The following is a 19,240-nucleotide window of genomic DNA, read 5'->3' as shown; positions in this document are numbered from 1 at the left end:
AAGCACAGGGGTGGATGTAAGGCGCCGCAATGCTCGCTTAAAGCCCCGAGGTCTGCGTCTGCGCCAGCAACTTGCCGCGCGCCTCGATCATCGGGATCGCCTCGGAATAGCTGACGCAGGCGACATCGGCGCGGCGACAGACATCGCTGACAAGCCGGTCGAGCGCGCGCCAATAAGCGCCGCCGTTCATCTCCACGAAATGGAAGCCGAGCTGCAGCGGGATGCGGTTGCCTGAATACTGCTTGTCGAATGCCTCCTTGAAGGCCGCATAGGAGCGGTCTTCGAATGCCTTCGAATCGGCCTTGTCCTCAGTGCCATTGGAGTGTCGAACGAACAGGTTGTAGTCCATGCCGATAATCGGCTTCTCGCGCGGGCCTTCAGGGATCAGCGGCAAGCCGAAGCGCACGATGCCGGCTTCCTCGACCGGAATGGCCGGTCCCTTGGTCACCAGGCTTGCGTCATAGGCGAAGCCAGCCGTCTTCTCCGCAGCGATCATGTCTGCGCCCGGCGTTGCCGAGAGGTAGGGTGCACGAAAGCCACGGATGCCGTGGTCGACCAACTCCTGCCAGCCGTTCGGCTCTTCGAGATCGACGCTCTTCCAGGCGTTCTTCAGCGTGGCATGGAAGGTCGCGAATTCTTTCGACCAGTCGGCCTCGCTCCACTGCCGCCCGTCGAAATGGCCGCAGGCATGGCTCGAGATGTCGTGGCCCTCGAGGTGGGCGTGCCAGATATTGCCGAGCCGCTCGCGGATTTCGTCGTCGCTCTGGGCGAAGCCGACATTCGACTTGCCCTGTTTCTGGTGCGGTGCCTGATAGGCCTTTTTGGCGGCCTGGTTCATCAGGAAGGTGCAGGAGAGGAAGTAGGTGAAATGCGCGCCGTTCTTCGCCGCCATCTCACGGCTTTTCTGCCAGAGCGCATTGTCGTGCGCACCGTCGAACGAGATCATCACCAGCTGCTTCGGCTGGTCGTTGGCGCCCGCTGCGCCGGGAATGAACAAAGAAAGAGCGAGGGAGGCTTTGAAAAACGAATGAAACATGGACACCGCGACAATTTGTTTGCGGCTTTCCTGTTACAGAAATGCGGCGAAGCTGCGGTGACGCTGGCGTTTTTCGCCGGCTGCGGCTAAGTCTCGGAAAACGCACAGGAGATCGCCATGACATTGCTAATCGTCGGGATCATCATTTTCCTCGGGCTTCATCTGATCCGCGTCATTGCGCCCGGCCTTCGACAGTCCATGATCGACAGCCTCGGCGAGCACGGCTGGAAGATCGCTTACTCCATTGTCAGCATCCTCTCGCTGATCCTGCTGATCTACGGCTTTGGTCAGGCCCGCCAGGTGACTGGCATGCTCTACACCCCGCCGGTATGGATGGCGCACGTCACCCTGACGCTGATGCTGCTCGCCATCATCTGTCTCGTCGCCTCGCTGCTACCGGCGGGGCATATCGCGGTCAAGACAAAGCATCCTATGGTGCTGTCGGTGAAGATCTGGGCTTTCTCACACCTCTTGGCCAACGGCGAGACTTCCTCGGTGCTGCTGTTCGGTGCCTTCCTCGCATGGGGCGTGATCCTGCGCATTGCGCTGAAGCGCCGCGAGCGCGCCGGCGAGCTCACCCTGCGTCCTTTCGTCTCGGGAAAGTATGATCTCTATGCCGTGATCATCGGCGTCGTTGCCTGGGCACTCATCACGTTCAAGCTGCACGAGCTGTTGATTGGCGTGGCGCCGATCGTTATGTGACGAATCTTTCCAATCCCCCTTACAACTGCTGAAAAATGGGGTAGAAGGCCCACAATGTGCGTGCAACCCGCATGACGAAGCATATCCGCGGCCGGAGACGAGAATGGCATTCAACGACGACAGCTTCATTCGTGAAGTCAATGAAGAACTGCGTTCCGACCAAGTGAAGGGCGCATGGCGCCGGTTCGGCCGCTACCTGATTGCGCTTGCCGTCCTGATCGTCCTCGGTACCGTCGGCTACAAGGTCTATGAGTATTGGGACGACAACCAGTCCTCCGGCACGGGCGACCAGTTCATTGCTGCCATGAAGCTCGCTGACGAGAACAAGAACGACGAGGCGCTGGCCGCGCTCAATAAGCTGGAAAAGGAAGGTCACGGAGCTTACCCGATCCTGGCGCGGATGCGTGCAGCCACCGTGCTGGCGCAGAAGGGCGATACACCAGGTGCCGTTTCCGCCTTCGACGTGATCGGCAAGGACAACGCAGCACCACAGGCCGTTCGCGATGCCGCCAAGATGCGGGCTGGCTGGCTGCTGATCGAAGGTGGCACCTACGATCAGGTTTCCGCGCATGTCGAGGAAATGGCTGTTCCCGGCAACGCCTTCCGTCACTCCGCCCGCGAGGCACTCGGCCTTGCCGCCTATAAGGCCGGCAACATGACGCAGGCGCGCCAATGGTTCCAGGCGATCGCCGATGATGCGCAGAGCCCGCGCAATGTTGCCAATCGTGCCCAGATGATGCTTGATAACATCACCGCATCCGGCAAGGCGCCCGCCGCACAGGGCTGAATGTAAGGAATTTCAATGAGCTTTACGGTCGCCATCGTCGGTCGCCCGAATGTTGGCAAGTCGACGCTTTTCAACCGCTTGGTTGGAAAGAAGCTGGCGCTCGTCGATGACACGCCGGGTGTCACCCGCGACCGCCGCCCCGGCGACGCGCGGCTGGTCGACCTGCGCTTTACCATCGTCGACACCGCTGGCCTTGAGGAGGCCCACGAAGAGAGCCTGCAGGGGCGGATGCGCGCGCAGACCGAGGCGGCGATCGACGAAGCCGATCTCTCTCTGTTCGTCGTCGACGCCAAGACCGGTCTGACGCCTATCGATACGGCGCTCGCCGAGATGCTGCGCCGTCGCGGCAAACCGGTGATACTGGTCGCCAACAAGTCCGAAGCGCGCGGCTCCGACGCTGGTTTCTATGATGCCTACTCGCTGGGCCTCGGGGAGCCCACGCCGATTTCGGCCGAACACGGACAGGGTATGCTCGACCTGCGCGACGCGATCGTTGCGGCGCTTGGCGAGGAGCGTGCGTTTCCACCGAAGGAAGATGTCGCCGTCACTGATGTCGATATCCCGCAGTCGACCGGCGCCGACGGCGAGGAAGAGGAAGAGCCGGCTTACGACGACAGCAAGCCGCTGCGCGTGGCGATCGTCGGCCGCCCGAATGCCGGCAAGTCGACGCTGATCAATCGCTTCCTCGGCGAAGACCGGCTGCTGACCGGGCCGGAAGCCGGTATTACGCGCGATTCCATCTCCGTCGAGTGGGACTGGCGCGGCCGCACGATCAAGATGTTCGACACGGCAGGCATGCGCCGCAAGGCAAAGGTGATCGAGAAGCTGGAAAAGCTTTCGGTCGCCGATGCGCTGCGCGCCATCCGCTTTGCCGAACTCGTCGTCGTCGTCTTCGACGCGACGATCCCGTTCGAGAAACAGGATCTGCACATCGTCGATCTGGTGCTGCGTGAGGGCCGTGCTGCTGTGCTCGCCTTCAACAAGTGGGACATGATCGAGGATCCGCAGGCGGTTTTGGCCGATCTGCGCGAAAAGACCGACCGGCTGCTGCCGCAGGCGCGCGGCATCCGCGCTGTACCGATCTCCGGCCAGACGGGGCGTGGTCTCGACAAGCTGATGCAGTCGATCATCGATACGGACGAGGTCTGGAACAAGCGCATTTCGACGGCGCGCCTCAATCGCTGGCTGGAACAGCAGCAGGTGCAGCACCCGCCGCCGGCAGTCTCCGGCCGCCGCATCAAGCTCAAGTACATGACGCAGGTGAAGGCGCGCCCGCCGGCCTTCATGATTTCCTGCACGCGTTCGGACGCGTTGCCGGAATCCTATACGCGTTATCTGATCAATGGCCTGCGTGCTGATTTCGACATGCCGAGCGTGCCGATCCGCATCCACTACCGCTCGCCTGACAATCCGTACGAGTCGAAGAAGCGACGGACCTAGTCGGCAGCGGAGTTTAGGCCGTTTTGCGTTGCAGCGCGTCGCGCAGTGCGATGACGTCGGCCCCTAGCCGCTTCAGTTCTGCGAATTCCCTGCCTGACGCCTCGGCGATGCAGTGGGGGATGGCAGCCGCGCGTTGTCTGAGTTCCCGGCCTTCCCCGGTCAAGCGGATGATGACGACGCGCTCATCGTTCTTGCCACGCTCGCGCTTGACGTAGCCTATCGCTTCCAGGCGCTTAAGAAGCGGGGTGAGGGTGCTCGACTCGAGGAGCAGCTTCTCACCAATGCCGCCGACGGTCTGACCGTCTTCGTTCCAGAGGGTGACCATCACCAGATATTGCGGGTATGTGAGGTCCAGGGCGTCAAGCAGCGGCTTGTAGACGCGGTTCATAGCGTGGTTCGCGGTGTAAAGCGCGAAGCAGACGAAATCGTCGAGGTTCAGATCGTCGCTCATATCTGTGATCTCCAAAATTGCGCAACAATATATCGCGCGATAAATAATCGCAATGAAGTTTTTCGCATGGGAGCCATGCCGAGTTTTATATCGTACAATAAATAATCGCACGATAAATAAAATGCGTGTTCACGACGAACCGCAACCGGAAGGACAAAACAATGTCGACCGTAAAGACCGCAGTCTCCGCAGCAACTATCCTGGCAGCCACCACCTTCGGCGCCGCGGCCGATCCGGTACTGGAACCGACGACCCAAAAGTTCATCGACGCGCTGGCCGGCGCCAAGCCGATTTATACGCTGTCTCCCGCCGACGCCCGTGGCGTGCTTGCTGGCGCGCAGAAGGGCGACGTCAAGAAGCTTGCGGCAAAGGAAGAAAACGGGACGATCAAGGCCGGTCCGACCGGCAGCATCAAGTTGCGCATCGTTCGTCCGGAAAGTGCGAAGGGCAAGCTTCCTGTCGTGATGTATTTCCACGGCGGCGGTTGGGTTCTCGGCGATGCCGACACGCATGACCGCCTCGTGCGCGAAATCGCCAATGGCGCCAAGGCCGCCGTCGTCTTCGTTGACTACGAGCGCTCGCCGGAGGCGCGCTATCCGATCGCGATCGAGCAGGCCTACGCCGCCACGAAATATGTCGCCGAGCATGAGAAGGAATTCAATGTCGACGCAAGCCGCCTGGCGGTGGCCGGCGATAGCGTGGGCGGCAACATGGCGGCGGCAGTCACCTTGCTTGCCAAGGAGCGCGGCGGCCCGGCGATCGACCAACAGGTTCTTTTCTATCCGGTGACGGACGCCAACTTCGAGACCGGCTCCTACAACCAGTTCGCCAACGGTCCGTGGCTGACGAAGGAGGCGATGAAGTGGTTCTGGAACGCCTATCTGCCCGATGAAGCCAAGCGCAAGCAACCGACTGCTTCACCGCTGCAGGCATCGCTCGATCAGCTGAACGGCCTGCCGCCGGCACTGATCATCACCGATGAGAACGACGTGCTGCGCGACGAAGGTGAGGCCTATGGCCGGAAGCTGAGCCAGGCCGGCGTCAAGGTGACCTCGATCCGCTATAACGGGACGATCCACGACTTTGTGCTTCTCAACGCCATTGCCGAGACACCGGCGGTACGCAGCGCGATTTCCGTCGCCACCCAGACGCTGCGCGACGCGCTCAGGAAATAAGTGGATCAGGTTCCAGACGAGATAGGCCCGGCGGTTTCGCCGGGCTTTTTGTTCTTGGCAGCGACTTGGCGGCAAATTGCCAAGCCTTTTTCCATTTTGGCGTGATGACGCCATTGGCGGCGCGAATGTTGTTGATGAACTGCGTGGTCGCAGCTTCCCACGAATATTGCAGGGCCAGATCGCGGGCCTTTTCGCGCGAGGCAGACAGAGCTGCCAAGCAGGCTGTCCTCAGCTCGTTGTCGAGTGCGCCGACCTCGTTGTCCTCGCCGATGATGTCGAGCGGGCCGGTCACGGGATAGGCAGCGACGGGAACGCCGGAGGCGAGCGCCTCCAAGATCGTATTGCCGAACGTATCGGTCAGCGATGGGAACACGAAGACGTCCGCCTGGGCATAAGCCCCTGCCAGTTCCTCGCCGACCTTCAGACCGGTGAAACGTACATTCGGGTAGCGCTTCTCGAGTTCGGCGCGGGCGGGTCCGTCACCCACGACGACCTTCGTTCCGGGCAGATTGAGATCCAGAAAGGCCGGAAGGTTCTTTTCCAACGCCACCCGGCCAACCGTCATGAAGATTGGGCGGGGCAGGCCGAACGGCGCCTCCTCCAGTGGCATCGGGCGGAACTGGTTCGCGTCGATGCCTCGGCTCCATGGCATCAGGTTTCGGATGCCTTTCTCGGAGAGTTCACGCGCAAGACTGGGGGTTGCGACCATGCAGCCGGCGCCGGAATTGTGGAACCAGCGCACGAAAGCATAAAGCCAGCTCTTCGGCACGGGCAGTCGCGCCGAGACATATTCCGGAAAGCGGGTGTGATAGCTGGTGGAAAACGGCATGCGGTTCCTCAGGCACCAGCGCCGCGCCGTGAGACCCAGAGGGCCTTCCGTCGCGATGTGGACGTAGGACGGCATGTGCTTTTCGATCTCGCGCGCGACGCGGCGATAATTGGCGATCGAAAGACGAATTTCGGGATAGGTGGGGCAGGGGATGCTGTGAAAGCCCTGCGGCGTCACCATCGCCACTTCGATCCCCATCGTCGCCAGTTCGCGATTGGTGTTCTCGATCGAGCGAACGACGCCATTGACCTGCGGATGCCAGGCATCGCTGACAATAACGAGCCGTTCCGCCACGCCCAACCGAGACACGGCCCGGCTTTCGTCGCTTCCAACATCCGACATCCCTTGCAGCACGCCCCAATTCCATCCATGCCGCGCCCGCAGTGGCGTCGGCTCAATTCCGGGCAGGCCCGGAGACTCGTTCCCGCGCCTCTCATTCTGGCGGTCGTCGATGATGGAAATATGACAGTCGCATTGCGCCGACAGACTGCGATCTTTTGCGGGGCTCGTTGCTGATCAGGTCGTCTTCAAGCCGAGCTTTTCGCGTGCGACGAGGGCGCCGTGTTCGCTGACCACGCGAGCGGCGACCTTTGCCGCAAATGCCGCAGCCCCCGGCGCGTCCTTGGTCTCGAGATAGCGCGCGAGAAATGCGCCATTGAAACTGTCGCCGGCACTTGTCGTGTCGACGACCTGCTCGACCTTTTCGGCGGCAACAAAGCTCTCCACGCCATCGAAACTCAGCGTGGCACCCTCGGCACCATTCTTGACGACGACGTCGCTCGCCCCGAGCGTCCGATATCGCTTTATCGTTGCCGATATCGAGACGTCGCCGAAGTGAACCGCCTCGTCATCGAAGCTCGGCAATACGAGGGAGGCGGCGCGCGCGCCTTCGCTGATCGTCGCATGCATCACGTCGTAGCTCGACCAGAGACGTGGACGGATGTTCGGGTCGAAGGCGACAAGCTTGCCGGCCGCCTTGGCGCGGCGGACCTCGGCCAGCAACGTGTCGGCGTCATTGCGTGACAGGATTGCAAGCGTGATGCCGGAGAAATAGATGACGTCGCAGGCCTCGATCGCCTCACGCAGGAGTTCCGCGTCGGCCGCGAGTTGGCGGGCCGCGGAGTTGTCTCGCCAATAGCTGAAGGAGCGTTCGCCATCCTTCAGGCTGATCATGTAGAGGCCGGGCGCCTTGCCCTTTATGCGGCCTATAAACCCGGTACCGATGTCGGCTTCCTTGAAGAAGGCGATCATCTCATCGGACATGGCGTCGTCGCCGAGCGCGGTAAAATACTCCACCGACCAATCGGCCGGCAGGCAGGCGCGGGCATACCAGGCGGTGTTCAGCGTATCGCCGGCAAAGCCCTTGCGCAACAGACCGGCGCCGGCCTGCGAAAGCTCCACCATGCATTCACCGATCGATAAAAAACGCCCGCTCACAGAAAGCCTCCCTGAATTTCCCGTTTCGCTGATACGCGCAGAGCACCTTCCTGACAAGCTATGAACTGGCGGCGGCTGCATCCTTCGGGGAAATTGCCTGAACCGAACAGGAAGCGCATATTGCCGACAGGCAGGTTCTCCCGGAGCGAACCGATGCGCGCTGTTACAAGATTTCCCCTGGCTTTGTCGATTGGAGCTGCAGCAATCGTGTCGGCGACGTTGGTTTATGGGCACGGCGGTGGCGGAAAGGGGCGCAAGATGGACTGCGCGACGCTTGCCGTCATGGAGCGCAATGTGACGGGCGGAAAGCTGCCGAGCAAAGACATCAAGAAGCGCGAAAAGATCAGGCGCAAGATGAAGAAGCATGGCTGCGCGGCAGATCCCGGCTGAAGGTTGTATTTTGTCTCTCCCGCTTTAGTGTGGGCACCATCGGATGATGCAGGAGAGGAACGGCTGATGTCGGTTGCGGACAAGACTGCGGACTGGTGGCGGGGTGCTGTGATTTATCAGGTTTATCCGCGTTCCTTTCAGGATACGAACGGAGATGGTTTAGGCGACCTGAAGGGCATTACCCGGCGATTGCCCTATATCGCCAGCCTCGGTGTCGATGCCATCTGGTTGTCGCCGTTCTTCAAGTCGCCCATGGCCGATATGGGCTACGATGTTGCGGACTATTGCGATGTCGATCCGATTTTCGGCACGCTTGCCGATTTCGACGAGATGATGACGACGGCTCACGGGTTCGGCATCAAGGTCGTCATTGACCAGGTGATCTCCCATACGTCGGACGTTCATCCCTGGTTCGTCGAGAGCCGCTCGAGCCGGACCAATCCCAAGGCGGACTGGTATGTCTGGGCCAATCCGAAGCCCGACGGCACGGCGCCCAACAACTGGCTGTCGATCTTTGGCGGGCCGGGATGGGAATGGGATGGCGTGCGCCGGCAGTATTACCAGCACAACTTCCTGACCTCGCAGCCGGATCTCAACTTCCACAGCGCGCAGGTTCAGGACGCCGTGCTTGCCACGGTGAAGTTCTGGCTCGACCGCGGCGTCGACGGCTTTCGCCTCGACACGGTCAATTATTACTTCTGCGACAAGCTGCTTCGCGACAACCCTGCGCACGCGCCCGACGAGAGCGATGCCGGCCTTGATGCACCCGATACGAACCCCTACGGCATGCAGAACCACCTCTATGACAAGACGCAGCCGGAGAATATCGGCTTCCTCCAGCGGTTCCGGGCCTTGCTTAACCGATACGAGGCGCGCACGGCGGTCGGCGAGGTTGGCGACGGCGCCCGCTCATTGAAGACAGTGGCCGCCTATACGGGCGGCGGCGACAAACTGCATATGTGCTACACCTTCGACCTGCTCGGGCCGGATTTCACCGCCACGCATATCCGCAGCTGCGTCGACGCCTTCCAGACATCGGTTGCGGATGGATGGGTCTGCTGGGCCTTCTCGAACCACGACGTCAACCGCCATGTCAGCCGCTTTGCCAAGACCGAAGCGGAGCGGCCTGTCGTCGCCAAGCTCGCCATGTCGGTGCTGGCAACATTGCGCGGCTCGATCTGCCTCTATCAAGGCGAGGAACTGGGACTTCCGGAGGCCGAGCTTGCTTTCGAGGATCTGCGTGACCCCTACGGCATCCGCTTCTGGCCGGCCTTCAAGGGACGCGACGGGTGCCGCACGCCGATGCCCTGGGAGGCTGCCAAGGCGCATGCCGGCTTCACGGGTGCGCAGAGGTCGTGGCTGCCTGTGCCTTACGAGCAGGCAGCTCTTTCGGTCGATACGCAGGAAAACGACCCGCATTCGGTGCTGCATCACTACAGGCAGACGCTCGAATTCCGCAAAAGCCATCCAGCGTTGCTCGACGGGACGATGGAATTCATCGGGACCAATCAGGACCTTCTGGCCTTCACGCGACAGAAGGGAAGCGAGAAGCTGCTCTTCGTCTTCAACCTGACGCACAAGCCGGCACAGTTCGAGCCACCGGCGAGAATGGTGATCGGAGAACGCCTGACGATGCCGGGTTTCGAGGCGGTGATCGGAACCGGGCCGATCAAGCTGGCAGCGCTGGATGCGTTCTGCGCGCGGGTAGCGGGCTAGGCACTCACCCGATCAACGCGAACGTGTCGACATCCACCATTCCGCGGTCTGAGATCTTCAGGTGCGGGATGACCGGCAGCGGCAGGAAGGCGACCTGCAGGAAGGGTTCTTCCAGCGTCGTGCCGAGCGCATAGGCGGCTTGGCGTAGATGGTGGAGCGTGTCGCGCACCGTCTCGTAGGGCTCGAGGCTCATCAGCCCGGCAACGGGCAGGGCGATCTCGCCGGTGATCTTGCCGTCCTCGACGACCACGAAGCCGCCCTTGATTTCGCTGAGACGGTTGGCAGCGAGCGCCATGTCATCCTCGCCGACGCCGACGACGCAGATGTTGTGGCTGTCATGGCCGACGGTTGAAGCGATCGCGCCCTTGTTGAGACCGAAGCCCTGGACGAAGCCGTTGGCATGGTTGCCGTTCTTGCCGTGCCGCTCGATGACGGCGACCTTGATGATGTCGTTGCTAAGATCGACATCGCTCTGGTTGCCCTTCACCGGAAGCCGGTAGCGGCGATGCTCGGTGATGATCTTGCCGGGGGTGACGCCGATGACAGGCGTTTCACCATCGGCTACCGGGACGCCGAAGTGGGCGGCGTTGACGGGCCGGGCTTTGACGCTGTCGAGGCCGACCGGCTCCACCGGCTTGCGCGCTGCAAAAAGCTCCGCTGTCACCTGGCGTCCGGCTGCAAAGACGATGTCGGCGCGGCAGTTTGCCAGGCTGTCGATGACCACGAGGTCGGCGCGCCAGCCGGGTGCGACGAGGCCGCGATCTCTCAGCCCGAAGGCACGCGCCGCAGAGATCGATGCGGCGCGGTAGATGGCCAGCGGCTCGACGCCGTTCTTGATGGCGGTGCGGATCATGTAGTCGAGATGGCCGTGCTCGGCGATGTCGAGCGGATTGCGGTCGTCGGTGCAGAGCGCGAGATACGGCGACAGGCGCTCGGTGATGATCGGCATCAGCGCCACGAGGTCTTTCGACACGGAGCCCTCACGCACGAGGATGTGCATGCCCTTGCGGATCTTTTCCAGCGCTTCGGCAGCGCTCGTGCATTCGTGTTCCGTGCGGATGCCGGCAGCGAGATAACCGTTCAGGTCGTTGCCCGTTAGCAGGGGCGCGTGGCCGTCGATATGCTCGCCCTGGAAGGCGTCGAGCTTGGCCATGCAGATGGGATCCTTGTGGATCACGCCGGGGAAGTTCATGAACTCGGCAAGGCCGATGACCTTCGGGTGACTGCGAAATGGAAGGAGCCGCTCGATCGGCAGATCGGCGCCCGATGTTTCCAGATGCGTGGCGGGGACGCAGGAGGAAAGCTGGACGCGGATGTCCATGATCGTCTCGAGGGAGGAATCCAGGAAGTACTGGATGCCTTCGGTGCCAAGGACATTGGCGATCTCATGCGGATCGCAGATGGCGGTGGTAATGCCATAGGGCAGGACGCAGCGGTCGAACTCATGCGGCGTCACCAGCGAGGACTCGATATGGAGATGCGTGTCGATGAAACCAGGCACGACGATCTTGCCTGAAATATCGATTTCGGTTTCGCCATCGTAGTTGGAGCATGTGCCGACGATGCGATCCTGGGCGATGGCGATATCCGATGCCACAAGTTCGCCGGTCACGAGATCGAAGAAGCGTCCGCCTTTCAGCACGATATCGGCAGGCAGGCGTCCCGTTCCCTGGTCGATGAGGCGTTCGAGCTTGGCGGTCATGGGCATCCTCGTGCTGGCGTTTGTCCAGTTATAGCCGATGTGCGCGGCAAAGCGAGATTGGCTTGCTGCAGTGAGATGCCCGTTCCACAAATGAAATCGGGCGCCCCAAACGGGCGCCCGGCAAAAAATCGAAGAGATCGAAAGACTTACTCAGCCGGCACGATCTTGCCGCCTTCCCACTTGTAGAGCGCGAAGCTCTGCGAGGTCAGGTCGCCGGTTTCGCCGTAGGTCAGCTTGCCGATTGCCGTCGAGATCGGCTCGCCGCCCTTCAGCGCCTTGGCGACTGCTTCGGAATCTTCGGCGCTGCCGGCCTTCTCGATGCCTGCCTTCAGGACTTCGACTGCGGCGTAGGCGTTGAGCGTGAAGGCTTCAGCCGGAATGCTCTTGGCGGCAAGCGCGTCGGACGCTGCCTTGGAGTCCGGGCTCTTGGTTGCGTCCACCGCGTTGGTGAAGATCGTGCCGCCGGCCGCATCGGTGCCGATGTTCCAGAACTCGCTGTTTGAGAGGCCGTCGCCGCCGATGATGACGGCGTTGACCGAGAGGTCATGCAGCTGGCGGGCCAGCAGGCCGCCTTCCGGGTGATAGCCGCCGAAATAGACGACATCGACCTTCTCGGCCTTCAGGCGAGTGGTCAGCGCGCTGAAGTCCTTGTCGCCTGGCGTCAGCGAGTCGTCGAAAACTTCCTTGATGCCGCCGGCGTTCAGCGTGGCCTTGAAGGCGTCTGCCAGACCCTTGCCGTAAGCGCCCTTGTCGTTGATGATCGCGACGCGCTTGTCCTTGAAGTTCTTCAGGACGTAGTTGGCAGAGACTTCGGCCTGCTGGTCGTCACGACCGCAGGTGCGCAGGACGTTGGCGAGGCCGCGCTTGGTCAGGTCCGGGGCGGTTGCAGTCGGGGTGACCATCAGCACGCCGTTCTCGGCGAGAACGTCGGATGCCGGGATCGCGACGCCTGAGGTGACCGGGCCGACGACGAAGCGGATGCCGTCGCCGACGATCTGGTTTGCAGCGGAAACGCCCTGCTTGGGCTCGCCGGCATCGTCGGCATATTTGAGGATGACTTTTTCGCCGAGGATGCCGCCCTTCTTGTTGATCTCGTCAACAGCGGCCTGCGCGCCATTCTTCACTTGATCGCCATAGGCAGCGACCGGACCGGTCAGCGGCGCGATAAGGCCGATGGTGATGTCTGCATGGGCGAGCGGCGCAAAGGCAAGGGAGGCGACGAGGGTCGCGCCCGACAACGTCTTCAGACTCATTTTCTTTCTCCTTGGGTGGGTTTCAAACCCGCGATTTGAGTACCGCAGCGGCGAACCCAGATCGTACAACAACCCTTGCGGGATGCGCCAAGAGACGATGAGCAGCTGCGCGGCCGAGACACCCGCCTTCCATGTTTGGCTTCGGCGAGTGCGCAGCAAGTTTCTTAGGAATTTCACGGCAATTAAGCAAGAAGATAGCAAATCGATCGCCACTTTTGACGAATTCTGTAATGAGCTGCGCCGCAATCACGACTTTCACACGAAAATCCGCGGTTCCGTCTGTTCCGCTGCGCCATCTATTTCGTGGCAAGCGCTCTGGCTAGAAAGGCAAGAGTCATGTCGCTGACCTGCCTGTGGATCGATTGTCGATTGGCGCCGGCCGCATCCCGGCAGACGATGCTTTCACCAGGCGCCTCTTCCTCGATCAGTGCGGCTGCGCCCGGCTTGCAGAGTTGCATGAAGCTGAAATGCAGTGCGCCGGCAACCAGAGTAAATTGCGTCGTTGCCGAAGGCAGATGCCCGGCCAGATAGAACGAGTCCTTGTTGGTCGCTGCGATGCCAGCTCTTTGCGCCGTCTGCGGATCAATGTTCTCGCCGGCGCTAAGGACAAGCACGGGTATCTGCACTGCAGCGAGGCTCTGTGGGGTGAAACCGCGCCCAGGGCCGAGGTCGAGGGTGACGATCGCGCCGAGCCTGCTGTCGCTGAGATCCGCGCCGAGTGCTGCGGTGGCTGCCGGATCGCGGCCAACGCCGAGTGCGGAAAAGATCTTGCAATAGAGGGCGCCGAACTGCGCCAAGCAGTCCGTCATCACACCCTCGGCGTCGAAGCGGCCGCCGGCGAGTTCGACGACGGTCCATCCGCCAAGTGAATGGCCGATGGCGGCGATGCGGTTGGCTGCAATGCCGCCGGTGAGCGTTGTGTCGCCAAGGACGGCATCGATTGCCCGGCTGATGTCGGTGGGGCGCATCCAGAGCGTCACGGTGTCCGCCGGCCCCATGTCGAAGGTGGTCGTGCCGGGGTGATCTGGGGCGGCCACGACATACCCTCGGTCGACGAGTTCGCTGGCGAGCCAGGCGAGGTTGCGCCAGCTTCCGCCGTAGCCATGCGAGAGAATAACCAGAGGGTGTGGGCCGGGCGCGGGGTCGGCATCCCGGATGACGGGAAGGCCGACGAAGGCAGGCGTCTCGCCAAGCCGGGTCGGTTCAGTGTCGGCACCCGTGGGATACCAGAGGCTGAGATGCAAAGGATGATCGCTCGCAGTGCCCGGGATGGTCATTTCGCGAAAGCCCGACGCAGCAGAGGCTGGATAGGCAGAGGATGTGACGACGAGCAACAGACAGAAAAGCGCAAGCAGTCTTGTGAACATGGCAATGATCTCCGATCGAAAGGAACGTGGCCTTTCTGGCGGAAAAATGCGGTGGCGGAGACCCGTAACGCGATTCAGGTCTTGGCTTGATAGAGATGTCATTCGGTGCATGACGAGCAAGGCGGTGGCCGGTCATCGCGTGTTTTGTGCAAATCGCGTTTGATGCCTCTCCCCCTCAGGGGAGAGGATTGAATGCGGCACTCTACCGCCGCCGATATCAGATGTTGTTTTGCAGAATTTCGCGCAGTTTTGCGAAGAGTTCGTCGATGTGGTGTTTCTCGATGATCAGCGGCGGCGAGAGCGCGATGATGTCGCCGGTGGTGCGGATCAGCAGGCCCTTCTCGTAGGCTTTCAGGAAGGCCGTGAAGGCGCGCTTGGTCGGCTCGCCGGCAATCGGGTCCAGTTCGATGGCGCCGATCAGACCGGTGTTCCTGATGTCGATGACATTCGGGCAATCCTTCAAGGAGTGCAGCGCGTCGGCCCAGTAGTCGGAGAGTTCCGCAGCGCGGGTCAGCAGACCTTCCTCCTTGTAGGTATCGAGCGTCGCAAGCGCTGCCGCCGAAGCGATCGGATTGCCGGAGTAGGTGTAGCCGTGCATGAACTCGATCATGTGCTCCGGGCCGTTCATGAACGCGTCATGGATCTCTGCGGTCACGAAGACGGCGCCCATCGGAATGACCCCGTTGGTCAGGCCTTTTGCGGTGGTGATCATATCAGGCTTGACGTCGTAATACTGGGCAGCGAACGGCGCGCCCAGGCGGCCGAAGCCGGTAATGACTTCGTCGAAGATCAAGAGGATACCGTGCTTGGTGCAGATCTCGCGGAGTTTCTGCAGGTAGCCCTTCGGCGGGATCAGGACCCCGGTCGAGCCGGCGATCGGCTCGACGATGACGGCGGCGATGGTGGAGGCGTCATGCAGCGTGACGATACGCTCGAGCTCGGTCGCGAGATCGCCGCCATGCTCCGGCTGGCCGCGCGTGAAGGCGTTTTTGCCCGGCTGGTGGGTGTGCGGCATGTGATCGACGCCCGTCAGCAGCGTGCCGAACATCTTGCGGTTGGAGACGATGCCACCGACTGAGATGCCGCCGAAGTTGACGCCGTGATAGCCGCGCTCGCGGCCGATCAGGCGGAACCGGGAGCCATCGCCCTTCACGCGATGATAGGCGAGGGCGACCTTGAGGGCGGTCTCGACCGATTCCGATCCCGAATTTGTATAGAGGACGTGGTCCATGCCTTCGGGTGCGATGTCGACAAGGCGGTTGGCCAGCTCGAAGGCCTTGGGATGGCCGAGCTGGAAGGCCCGGTGCATAGTCGAGCTCGCCGGCCTGTTCGCGGATCGCCTCGGTGATCTTCGGCCGGCAATGGCCGGCATTCACGCACCAGAGGCCGGCAGTGCCGTCGAGCACCTGACGGCCATCATGGGTCGTGTAGTACATGTCCTTGGCGCCGACGAACAGACGCGGCTCCTTCTTGAACTGACGGTTCGCAGTGAAGGGCATCCAAAAGGCCCGAAGGTCGTTTGGCGTGGTATTGAGGCGGTTGGACATGCTGTTCTCCATGGCCGTTTCGGAGGCCGTTCCCGGTATTGCTGAGGCAGTTTTTGACTGCCCGGTCAAATTATCAGCGCCTGTCGGGGCGTCAAGCCGCGGACATTGCCGCCTGGGCGTCGCCCACGATCAAATATCGCCGACCTGGCTTTCCCTGCCGCCGCATCGGTGAGCACCATTTCAAAAAAATAGACCGGCATTCCTGCCGGTCTAAAACCAATACTCAGGTGCTGAAATGAAATGCCGCACTATTCCGGGATACATCCCCTCGGCAGCGCGACTTATAGGCTGACATTATGTCAGCGCGTCCTTACGCCGCAGACTTTGCGCGGCTCTGAACGGCATAAATGTCGGTGAGGGCTTCAAGGATCCTGAGAACCGGCTCGGAATTGCTGGAATAGTAAATGGTCTGGGCGTCACGGCGCGTCTTTACCAGCTTCTGCGCGCGCAGCTTGGACAGGTGCTGCGAGAGAGCGGACTGGCTCAAGCCGACCTGCTGCGCGAGCGCGCCGACCGGAATTTCCCCCTTAACGAGGTTGCACAGAATGAGGAGTCTCTTCGGATTTGCCATGGCCGACAACAAGGCAGCTGCAACGTTTGCGTTGGCGGTTAAATCGATTGTGTCCATATCTTCTTCCCGATGTGAAACTAATTTCAAAAACGCATGTTCCCGCTCAATGCCGGACGGCGAAAACTATCAATACCGCGTCAAGATTGTATATAGCTAAATTTCAGGTATTGCGTATTTTATGTTAGATATATGTGAATAAACGTCCTCAACCCCTTGCGCGACGGCGTCAAATTCGAAACGCAAGAGAAAATCTCCCGAAATCAGATCGAAACCGGCGCAATCGACTCCACAAATGCGCCAATCACCGTTGCCTGCCTTCAGGCCCGCTGCGATCGTCGCGGCGAAATCGGGGCGCTTACCTAGCAATTCTTGCACTATCGCGTCGGCTTGCGCCGCCACGGCCTCGCTGCCGGAGGATCGAATCGTCAGGTCGTCGCCTTGCAGAAGATAGGCGCGACCAAATCCGCCATTGAGGCTTGCCGACTGCGGCACAAGCCGGAAGAAGCGGAAGTCCGGGAAATCGATGTAGAGCTTTGCCTTGGCATGGCGGTTGAGGAAGCGGCTACGAATTCGCGCATGGACCTCGCTGTCGCGCTCGACCGGTTCGGCAAGGCATTGGGTTGTCAGGCGGGCATGGGCAAGCGGATCGCCCTTGCCGGGCTCACCCGTCAGGAGCGAGGCCCGACGATCGGCGTCGAGCGCGCGCGTATGCGTCGACAGACCCGAGACGAGAATGACGGGAACGCCATCGATGTCGGTGCCGAGCAGGACGCGGCTCGCAAAGGGGAAGCCGGTCGCGGGATCGAGAACGGCAATTGCGGCGTAGCGGGCGGAGCGGAGAAGCGTGCGAGCGAGCTTGCGGGCTTCTCCGTCCGTTTCCCTGAGAACGGAAGCTTGATCTTTCATGTCCACTTTCTGGCGGAAGCGGACGGCGGGATCAAGCCTGTTCTTTGCGCCGGTGCTGGGTCAAGCCTTCGACGATATCCTGCGCCGAGATGGTGCCAACGATGGCGCCGTTTTCCACGACGCCGATGCTTCCGGGCTGGCGCGACAGCGCATCGAGAATGTCGATCAGTGGCGTCTCGACACGCGCCGTGCCGCTGACGCTGGCGCCCGCCGCTGCATGACCGAGCCCGGGCTGCATCACGTCCTGCGCAGTCAGCATGCTGATCGGGTTCATGTGCTGGACGAAATCGGCGACGTACTGGTCGGCCGGGTTCTTGACGATTTCCTGCGGCGTGCCGCACTGGATGATGCGCCCGCCCTCCATGATGGCGATGCGGTTGCCGATGCGGAACGCCTCGTCGAGATCGTGACTGACAAACAGGATGGTCTTCTTCAGCCGCCGCTGGAACTCGAGAAGCTCATCCTGCAGGCGCGTGCGGATCAGCGGATCGAGCGCCGAGAACGGCTCGTCCATCAAAAGGATCGGCGCACCAGTCGCAAAGGCACGCGCCAGGCCGACACGCTGCTGCATGCCGCCGGACAGCTCGTTGACCTTGCGGTCGGCCCATTTCGTCAGGTTGACGAGTTCGAGCTGTTCGCCCACGCGCTTCTTGCGCTCGGCTTCCGCCATACCTGCAAGCTCAAGGCCGAAGCCGACATTCTCCGCCACGGTGCGCCACGGCAGCAGCGCGAACTGCTGGAAGACCATCGAAACGGTATGCATGCGCAAGTCGCGCAAGCCCTTGGCAGTGGTCTTGTAGGGATTGCAAGGCCCATTCGACGTTGCAACCGACACCTCGCCGCGCACGACGGGCGCCAGCCCGTTCACCGCACGCAGCAGGGTCGACTTGCCGGAGCCCGAAAGTCCCATGAGGACCAAAATCTCGCCTTCCTGAACCGAGAGCGAGGCATCCGCCACGCCGAGAACGAGGCCAGTCGCAGCACCGATCTCGTCGCGGTTCTTGCCCTGATCGGCCAAGGCGAGGGCGTTTTCCGGCTTGTCGCCGAAGACGATGCTGACGTTGTCGAAGCGGACCGCGGTCATACGCCTTCTCCTTCACCTGTCGCACGGAACATGCGGTCGAGAATAATCGCAAGAATGACGATACAGAGACCCGCTTGGAAGCCCATGGCGACGTTGACCGTATTGAGCGCGCGCACCACCGGCTTTCCGAGACCATCGGCGCCGACGAGCGCGGCGATAACCACCATCGAGAGAGAAAGCATGATCGTCTGCGTGAGGCCGGCCATGATCTGCGGCATGGCGAAGGGAAGCTCGACCTTGCGCAGCACCTGCATTGGCGTCGCGCCGAACGATTCCGCGGCCTCCACGAGCGAGGAGGGGGTCGAGATGATGCCGAGGCGCGTCAGACGGATTGGGGCGGGGATCGCGAAAATGACGGTTGCGATCAGGCCCGGAACCATGCCGAGGCCGAAGAGAATGAGCGCTGGGATGAGGTACACGAAGGTCGGAATCGTCTGCATCAGGTCGAGGACCGGCCGCATGATGGAAAACACCCAGGCGCGTCGAGCCCCGGCGATACCGAGCGGAATGCCGATCGCCATGCTGACGAACGTCGACGCCAGGACGAGCGCCAGCGTTTCCGTCGTCTCCTTCCAGTAGCCCTGGTTCATGATCAGCAGCAAGCCGAGCAGGGTGAAGACCGCGACGCCGATCGAGCGGCGCAGCCAATAGGCGATCCCAACGATCGCAGCCAGCACGATGAGCGGATGCGGGGCTTGCAGAATGAAGAGCAACGCATTGATAACGTGCGATAAAAAGAATGCAAGCCGGTCGAAAAACCACTCGCCGCTCGATGTCAGCCAATCGACGGTCGATTTGGCGAGCGGGCCAATAGGAATTTTATAGTCGGTGATCCAATTCAAGGAGC

The 19,240-nt window shown here is 61.5% G+C and carries 16 protein-coding genes and 2 pseudogenes; 6 read left to right on the top strand and 12 right to left on the bottom strand.

Features of this window, described 5'->3' with window-relative positions; genetic code table 11:
• Window positions 1-37: 37 nt before the first annotated feature.
• A complete protein-coding gene (locus WGT02_RS15985) occupies window positions 38-1,036 on the bottom strand; it encodes a polysaccharide deacetylase (RefSeq protein WP_024313949.1) in 999 nt (332 codons plus the stop codon).
• A 117-nt stretch (window positions 1,037-1,153) separates the two neighbouring features.
• On the opposite strand from WGT02_RS15985, the gene WGT02_RS15980 reads away from it, so the two are divergent.
• The 3 genes from WGT02_RS15980 to der all read left to right on the top strand — a co-directional run bounded on the left by WGT02_RS15980 (window position 1,154) and on the right by der (window position 3,965).
• Entirely contained in the window at window positions 1,154-1,738 is a 585-nt protein-coding gene (locus WGT02_RS15980) for an NnrU family protein (protein WP_024313948.1), read from the top strand.
• 103 nt (window positions 1,739-1,841) lie between these two features.
• Entirely contained in the window at window positions 1,842-2,525 is a 684-nt protein-coding gene (locus tag WGT02_RS15975) for a tetratricopeptide repeat protein (protein ID WP_024313947.1), read from the top strand.
• Between the two features lie 15 nt (window positions 2,526-2,540).
• A complete protein-coding gene (gene der / locus WGT02_RS15970) occupies window positions 2,541-3,965 on the top strand; it encodes a ribosome biogenesis GTPase Der (protein ID WP_208249971.1) in 1,425 nt (474 codons plus the stop codon).
• A 13-nt stretch (window positions 3,966-3,978) separates the two neighbouring features.
• Here the strand turns inward: der and WGT02_RS15965 are convergent, their stop codons facing one another.
• Entirely contained in the window at window positions 3,979-4,416 is a 438-nt protein-coding gene (locus tag WGT02_RS15965; protein ID WP_208249972.1) for a MarR family winged helix-turn-helix transcriptional regulator, read from the bottom strand.
• 161 nt (window positions 4,417-4,577) lie between these two features.
• On the opposite strand from WGT02_RS15965, the gene WGT02_RS15960 reads away from it, so the two are divergent.
• Window positions 4,578-5,591, top strand: a complete 1,014-nt coding sequence (locus WGT02_RS15960) for an alpha/beta hydrolase (RefSeq protein ID WP_024313944.1) — start codon at window positions 4,578-4,580, stop codon at window positions 5,589-5,591.
• A 5-nt stretch (window positions 5,592-5,596) separates the two neighbouring features.
• Here WGT02_RS15960 and WGT02_RS15955 read toward each other — a convergent pair.
• Window positions 5,597-6,762 (bottom strand): annotated as a pseudogene (locus WGT02_RS15955) (glycosyltransferase family 4 protein).
• A gap of 174 nt (window positions 6,763-6,936) precedes the next feature.
• A complete protein-coding gene (locus tag WGT02_RS15950; protein ID WP_024313942.1) occupies window positions 6,937-7,857 on the bottom strand; it encodes a sugar kinase in 921 nt (306 codons plus the stop codon).
• 153 nt (window positions 7,858-8,010) lie between these two features.
• Between WGT02_RS15950 and WGT02_RS15945 the strand changes: the two genes are divergently transcribed.
• Both WGT02_RS15945 and WGT02_RS15940 read left to right on the top strand, forming a co-directional pair.
• The gene (locus WGT02_RS15945) at window positions 8,011-8,247 is read left to right on the top strand and encodes a hypothetical protein (RefSeq protein WP_024313941.1); all 237 of its coding nucleotides are present in this window, start codon (window positions 8,011-8,013) and stop codon (window positions 8,245-8,247) included.
• A gap of 66 nt (window positions 8,248-8,313) precedes the next feature.
• Window positions 8,314-9,963, top strand: coding sequence for an alpha-glucosidase (locus WGT02_RS15940; protein WP_208249973.1), 1,650 nt, complete (start codon window positions 8,314-8,316; stop codon window positions 9,961-9,963).
• A gap of 4 nt (window positions 9,964-9,967) precedes the next feature.
• Here WGT02_RS15940 and ade read toward each other — a convergent pair whose 3' ends face one another.
• From ade to choW, 8 genes and pseudogenes are all read right to left on the bottom strand, one after another.
• Window positions 9,968-11,665 (bottom strand): adenine deaminase, encoded by a 1,698-nt coding sequence (ade, locus tag WGT02_RS15935; protein ID WP_024313939.1) that lies wholly within the window; start codon window positions 11,663-11,665, stop codon window positions 9,968-9,970.
• Between the two features lie 146 nt (window positions 11,666-11,811).
• Window positions 11,812-12,918: a branched-chain amino acid ABC transporter substrate-binding protein gene (locus WGT02_RS15930; RefSeq protein WP_024313938.1), complete on the bottom strand. Its 1,107-nt coding sequence runs from the start codon at window positions 12,916-12,918 to the stop codon at window positions 11,812-11,814.
• A 296-nt stretch (window positions 12,919-13,214) separates the two neighbouring features.
• Window positions 13,215-14,285, bottom strand: coding sequence for an alpha/beta fold hydrolase (locus WGT02_RS15925; protein WP_208249974.1), 1,071 nt, complete (start codon window positions 14,283-14,285; stop codon window positions 13,215-13,217).
• Window positions 14,286-14,502: 217 nt separating this feature from the next.
• A pseudogene (locus tag WGT02_RS15920) lies at window positions 14,503-15,832 on the bottom strand (aspartate aminotransferase family protein).
• 310 nt (window positions 15,833-16,142) lie between these two features.
• Window positions 16,143-16,460, bottom strand: coding sequence for a helix-turn-helix transcriptional regulator (locus WGT02_RS15915; protein WP_024313935.1), 318 nt, complete (start codon window positions 16,458-16,460; stop codon window positions 16,143-16,145).
• 96 nt (window positions 16,461-16,556) lie between these two features.
• Window positions 16,557-17,309 (bottom strand): HugZ family protein, encoded by a 753-nt coding sequence (locus WGT02_RS15910; protein WP_024313934.1) that lies wholly within the window; start codon window positions 17,307-17,309, stop codon window positions 16,557-16,559.
• A gap of 31 nt (window positions 17,310-17,340) precedes the next feature.
• The gene (choV, locus tag WGT02_RS15905; protein ID WP_024313933.1) at window positions 17,341-18,393 is read right to left on the bottom strand and encodes a choline ABC transporter ATP-binding protein; all 1,053 of its coding nucleotides are present in this window, start codon (window positions 18,391-18,393) and stop codon (window positions 17,341-17,343) included.
• On the bottom strand, window positions 18,390-19,235 hold the full coding sequence (gene choW / locus WGT02_RS15900; protein WP_024313932.1) for a choline ABC transporter permease subunit: 846 nt from the start codon (window positions 19,233-19,235) through the stop codon (window positions 18,390-18,392). The genes choV and choW overlap by 4 nt, the downstream gene beginning before the upstream one ends.
• Window positions 19,236-19,240 lie beyond the last annotated feature (5 nt).

The sequence above is a fragment of the Rhizobium sp. T1470 genome (genome assembly GCF_042140505.1).
GTDB lineage: Bacteria > Pseudomonadota > Alphaproteobacteria > Rhizobiales > Rhizobiaceae > Rhizobium > Rhizobium favelukesii.
This window is presented reverse-complemented; position numbering and strand designations above follow the sequence as displayed.

Coding starts and splice junctions, on each gene's coding strand:
- WGT02_RS15985 (WP_024313949.1), bottom strand. CDS start 1,036: ATGTTTCATTCGTTTTTCAAAGCCTCCCTCGCTCTTTCTTTGTTCATT.
- WGT02_RS15980 (WP_024313948.1), top strand. CDS start 1,154: ATGACATTGCTAATCGTCGGGATCATCATTTTCCTCGGGCTTCATCTG.
- WGT02_RS15975 (WP_024313947.1), top strand. CDS start 1,842: ATGGCATTCAACGACGACAGCTTCATTCGTGAAGTCAATGAAGAACTG.
- der (WP_208249971.1), top strand. CDS start 2,541: ATGAGCTTTACGGTCGCCATCGTCGGTCGCCCGAATGTTGGCAAGTCG.
- WGT02_RS15965 (WP_208249972.1), bottom strand. CDS start 4,416: ATGAGCGACGATCTGAACCTCGACGATTTCGTCTGCTTCGCGCTTTAC.
- WGT02_RS15960 (WP_024313944.1), top strand. CDS start 4,578: ATGTCGACCGTAAAGACCGCAGTCTCCGCAGCAACTATCCTGGCAGCC.
- WGT02_RS15945 (WP_024313941.1), top strand. CDS start 8,011: ATGCGCGCTGTTACAAGATTTCCCCTGGCTTTGTCGATTGGAGCTGCA.
- WGT02_RS15940 (WP_208249973.1), top strand. CDS start 8,314: ATGTCGGTTGCGGACAAGACTGCGGACTGGTGGCGGGGTGCTGTGATT.
- ade (WP_024313939.1), bottom strand. CDS start 11,665: ATGACCGCCAAGCTCGAACGCCTCATCGACCAGGGAACGGGACGCCTG.
- WGT02_RS15930 (WP_024313938.1), bottom strand. CDS start 12,918: ATGAGTCTGAAGACGTTGTCGGGCGCGACCCTCGTCGCCTCCCTTGCC.
- WGT02_RS15925 (WP_208249974.1), bottom strand. CDS start 14,285: ATGTTCACAAGACTGCTTGCGCTTTTCTGTCTGTTGCTCGTCGTCACA.
- WGT02_RS15915 (WP_024313935.1), bottom strand. CDS start 16,460: ATGGACACAATCGATTTAACCGCCAACGCAAACGTTGCAGCTGCCTTG.
- WGT02_RS15910 (WP_024313934.1), bottom strand. CDS start 17,309: ATGAAAGATCAAGCTTCCGTTCTCAGGGAAACGGACGGAGAAGCCCGC.
- choV (WP_024313933.1), bottom strand. CDS start 18,393: ATGACCGCGGTCCGCTTCGACAACGTCAGCATCGTCTTCGGCGACAAG.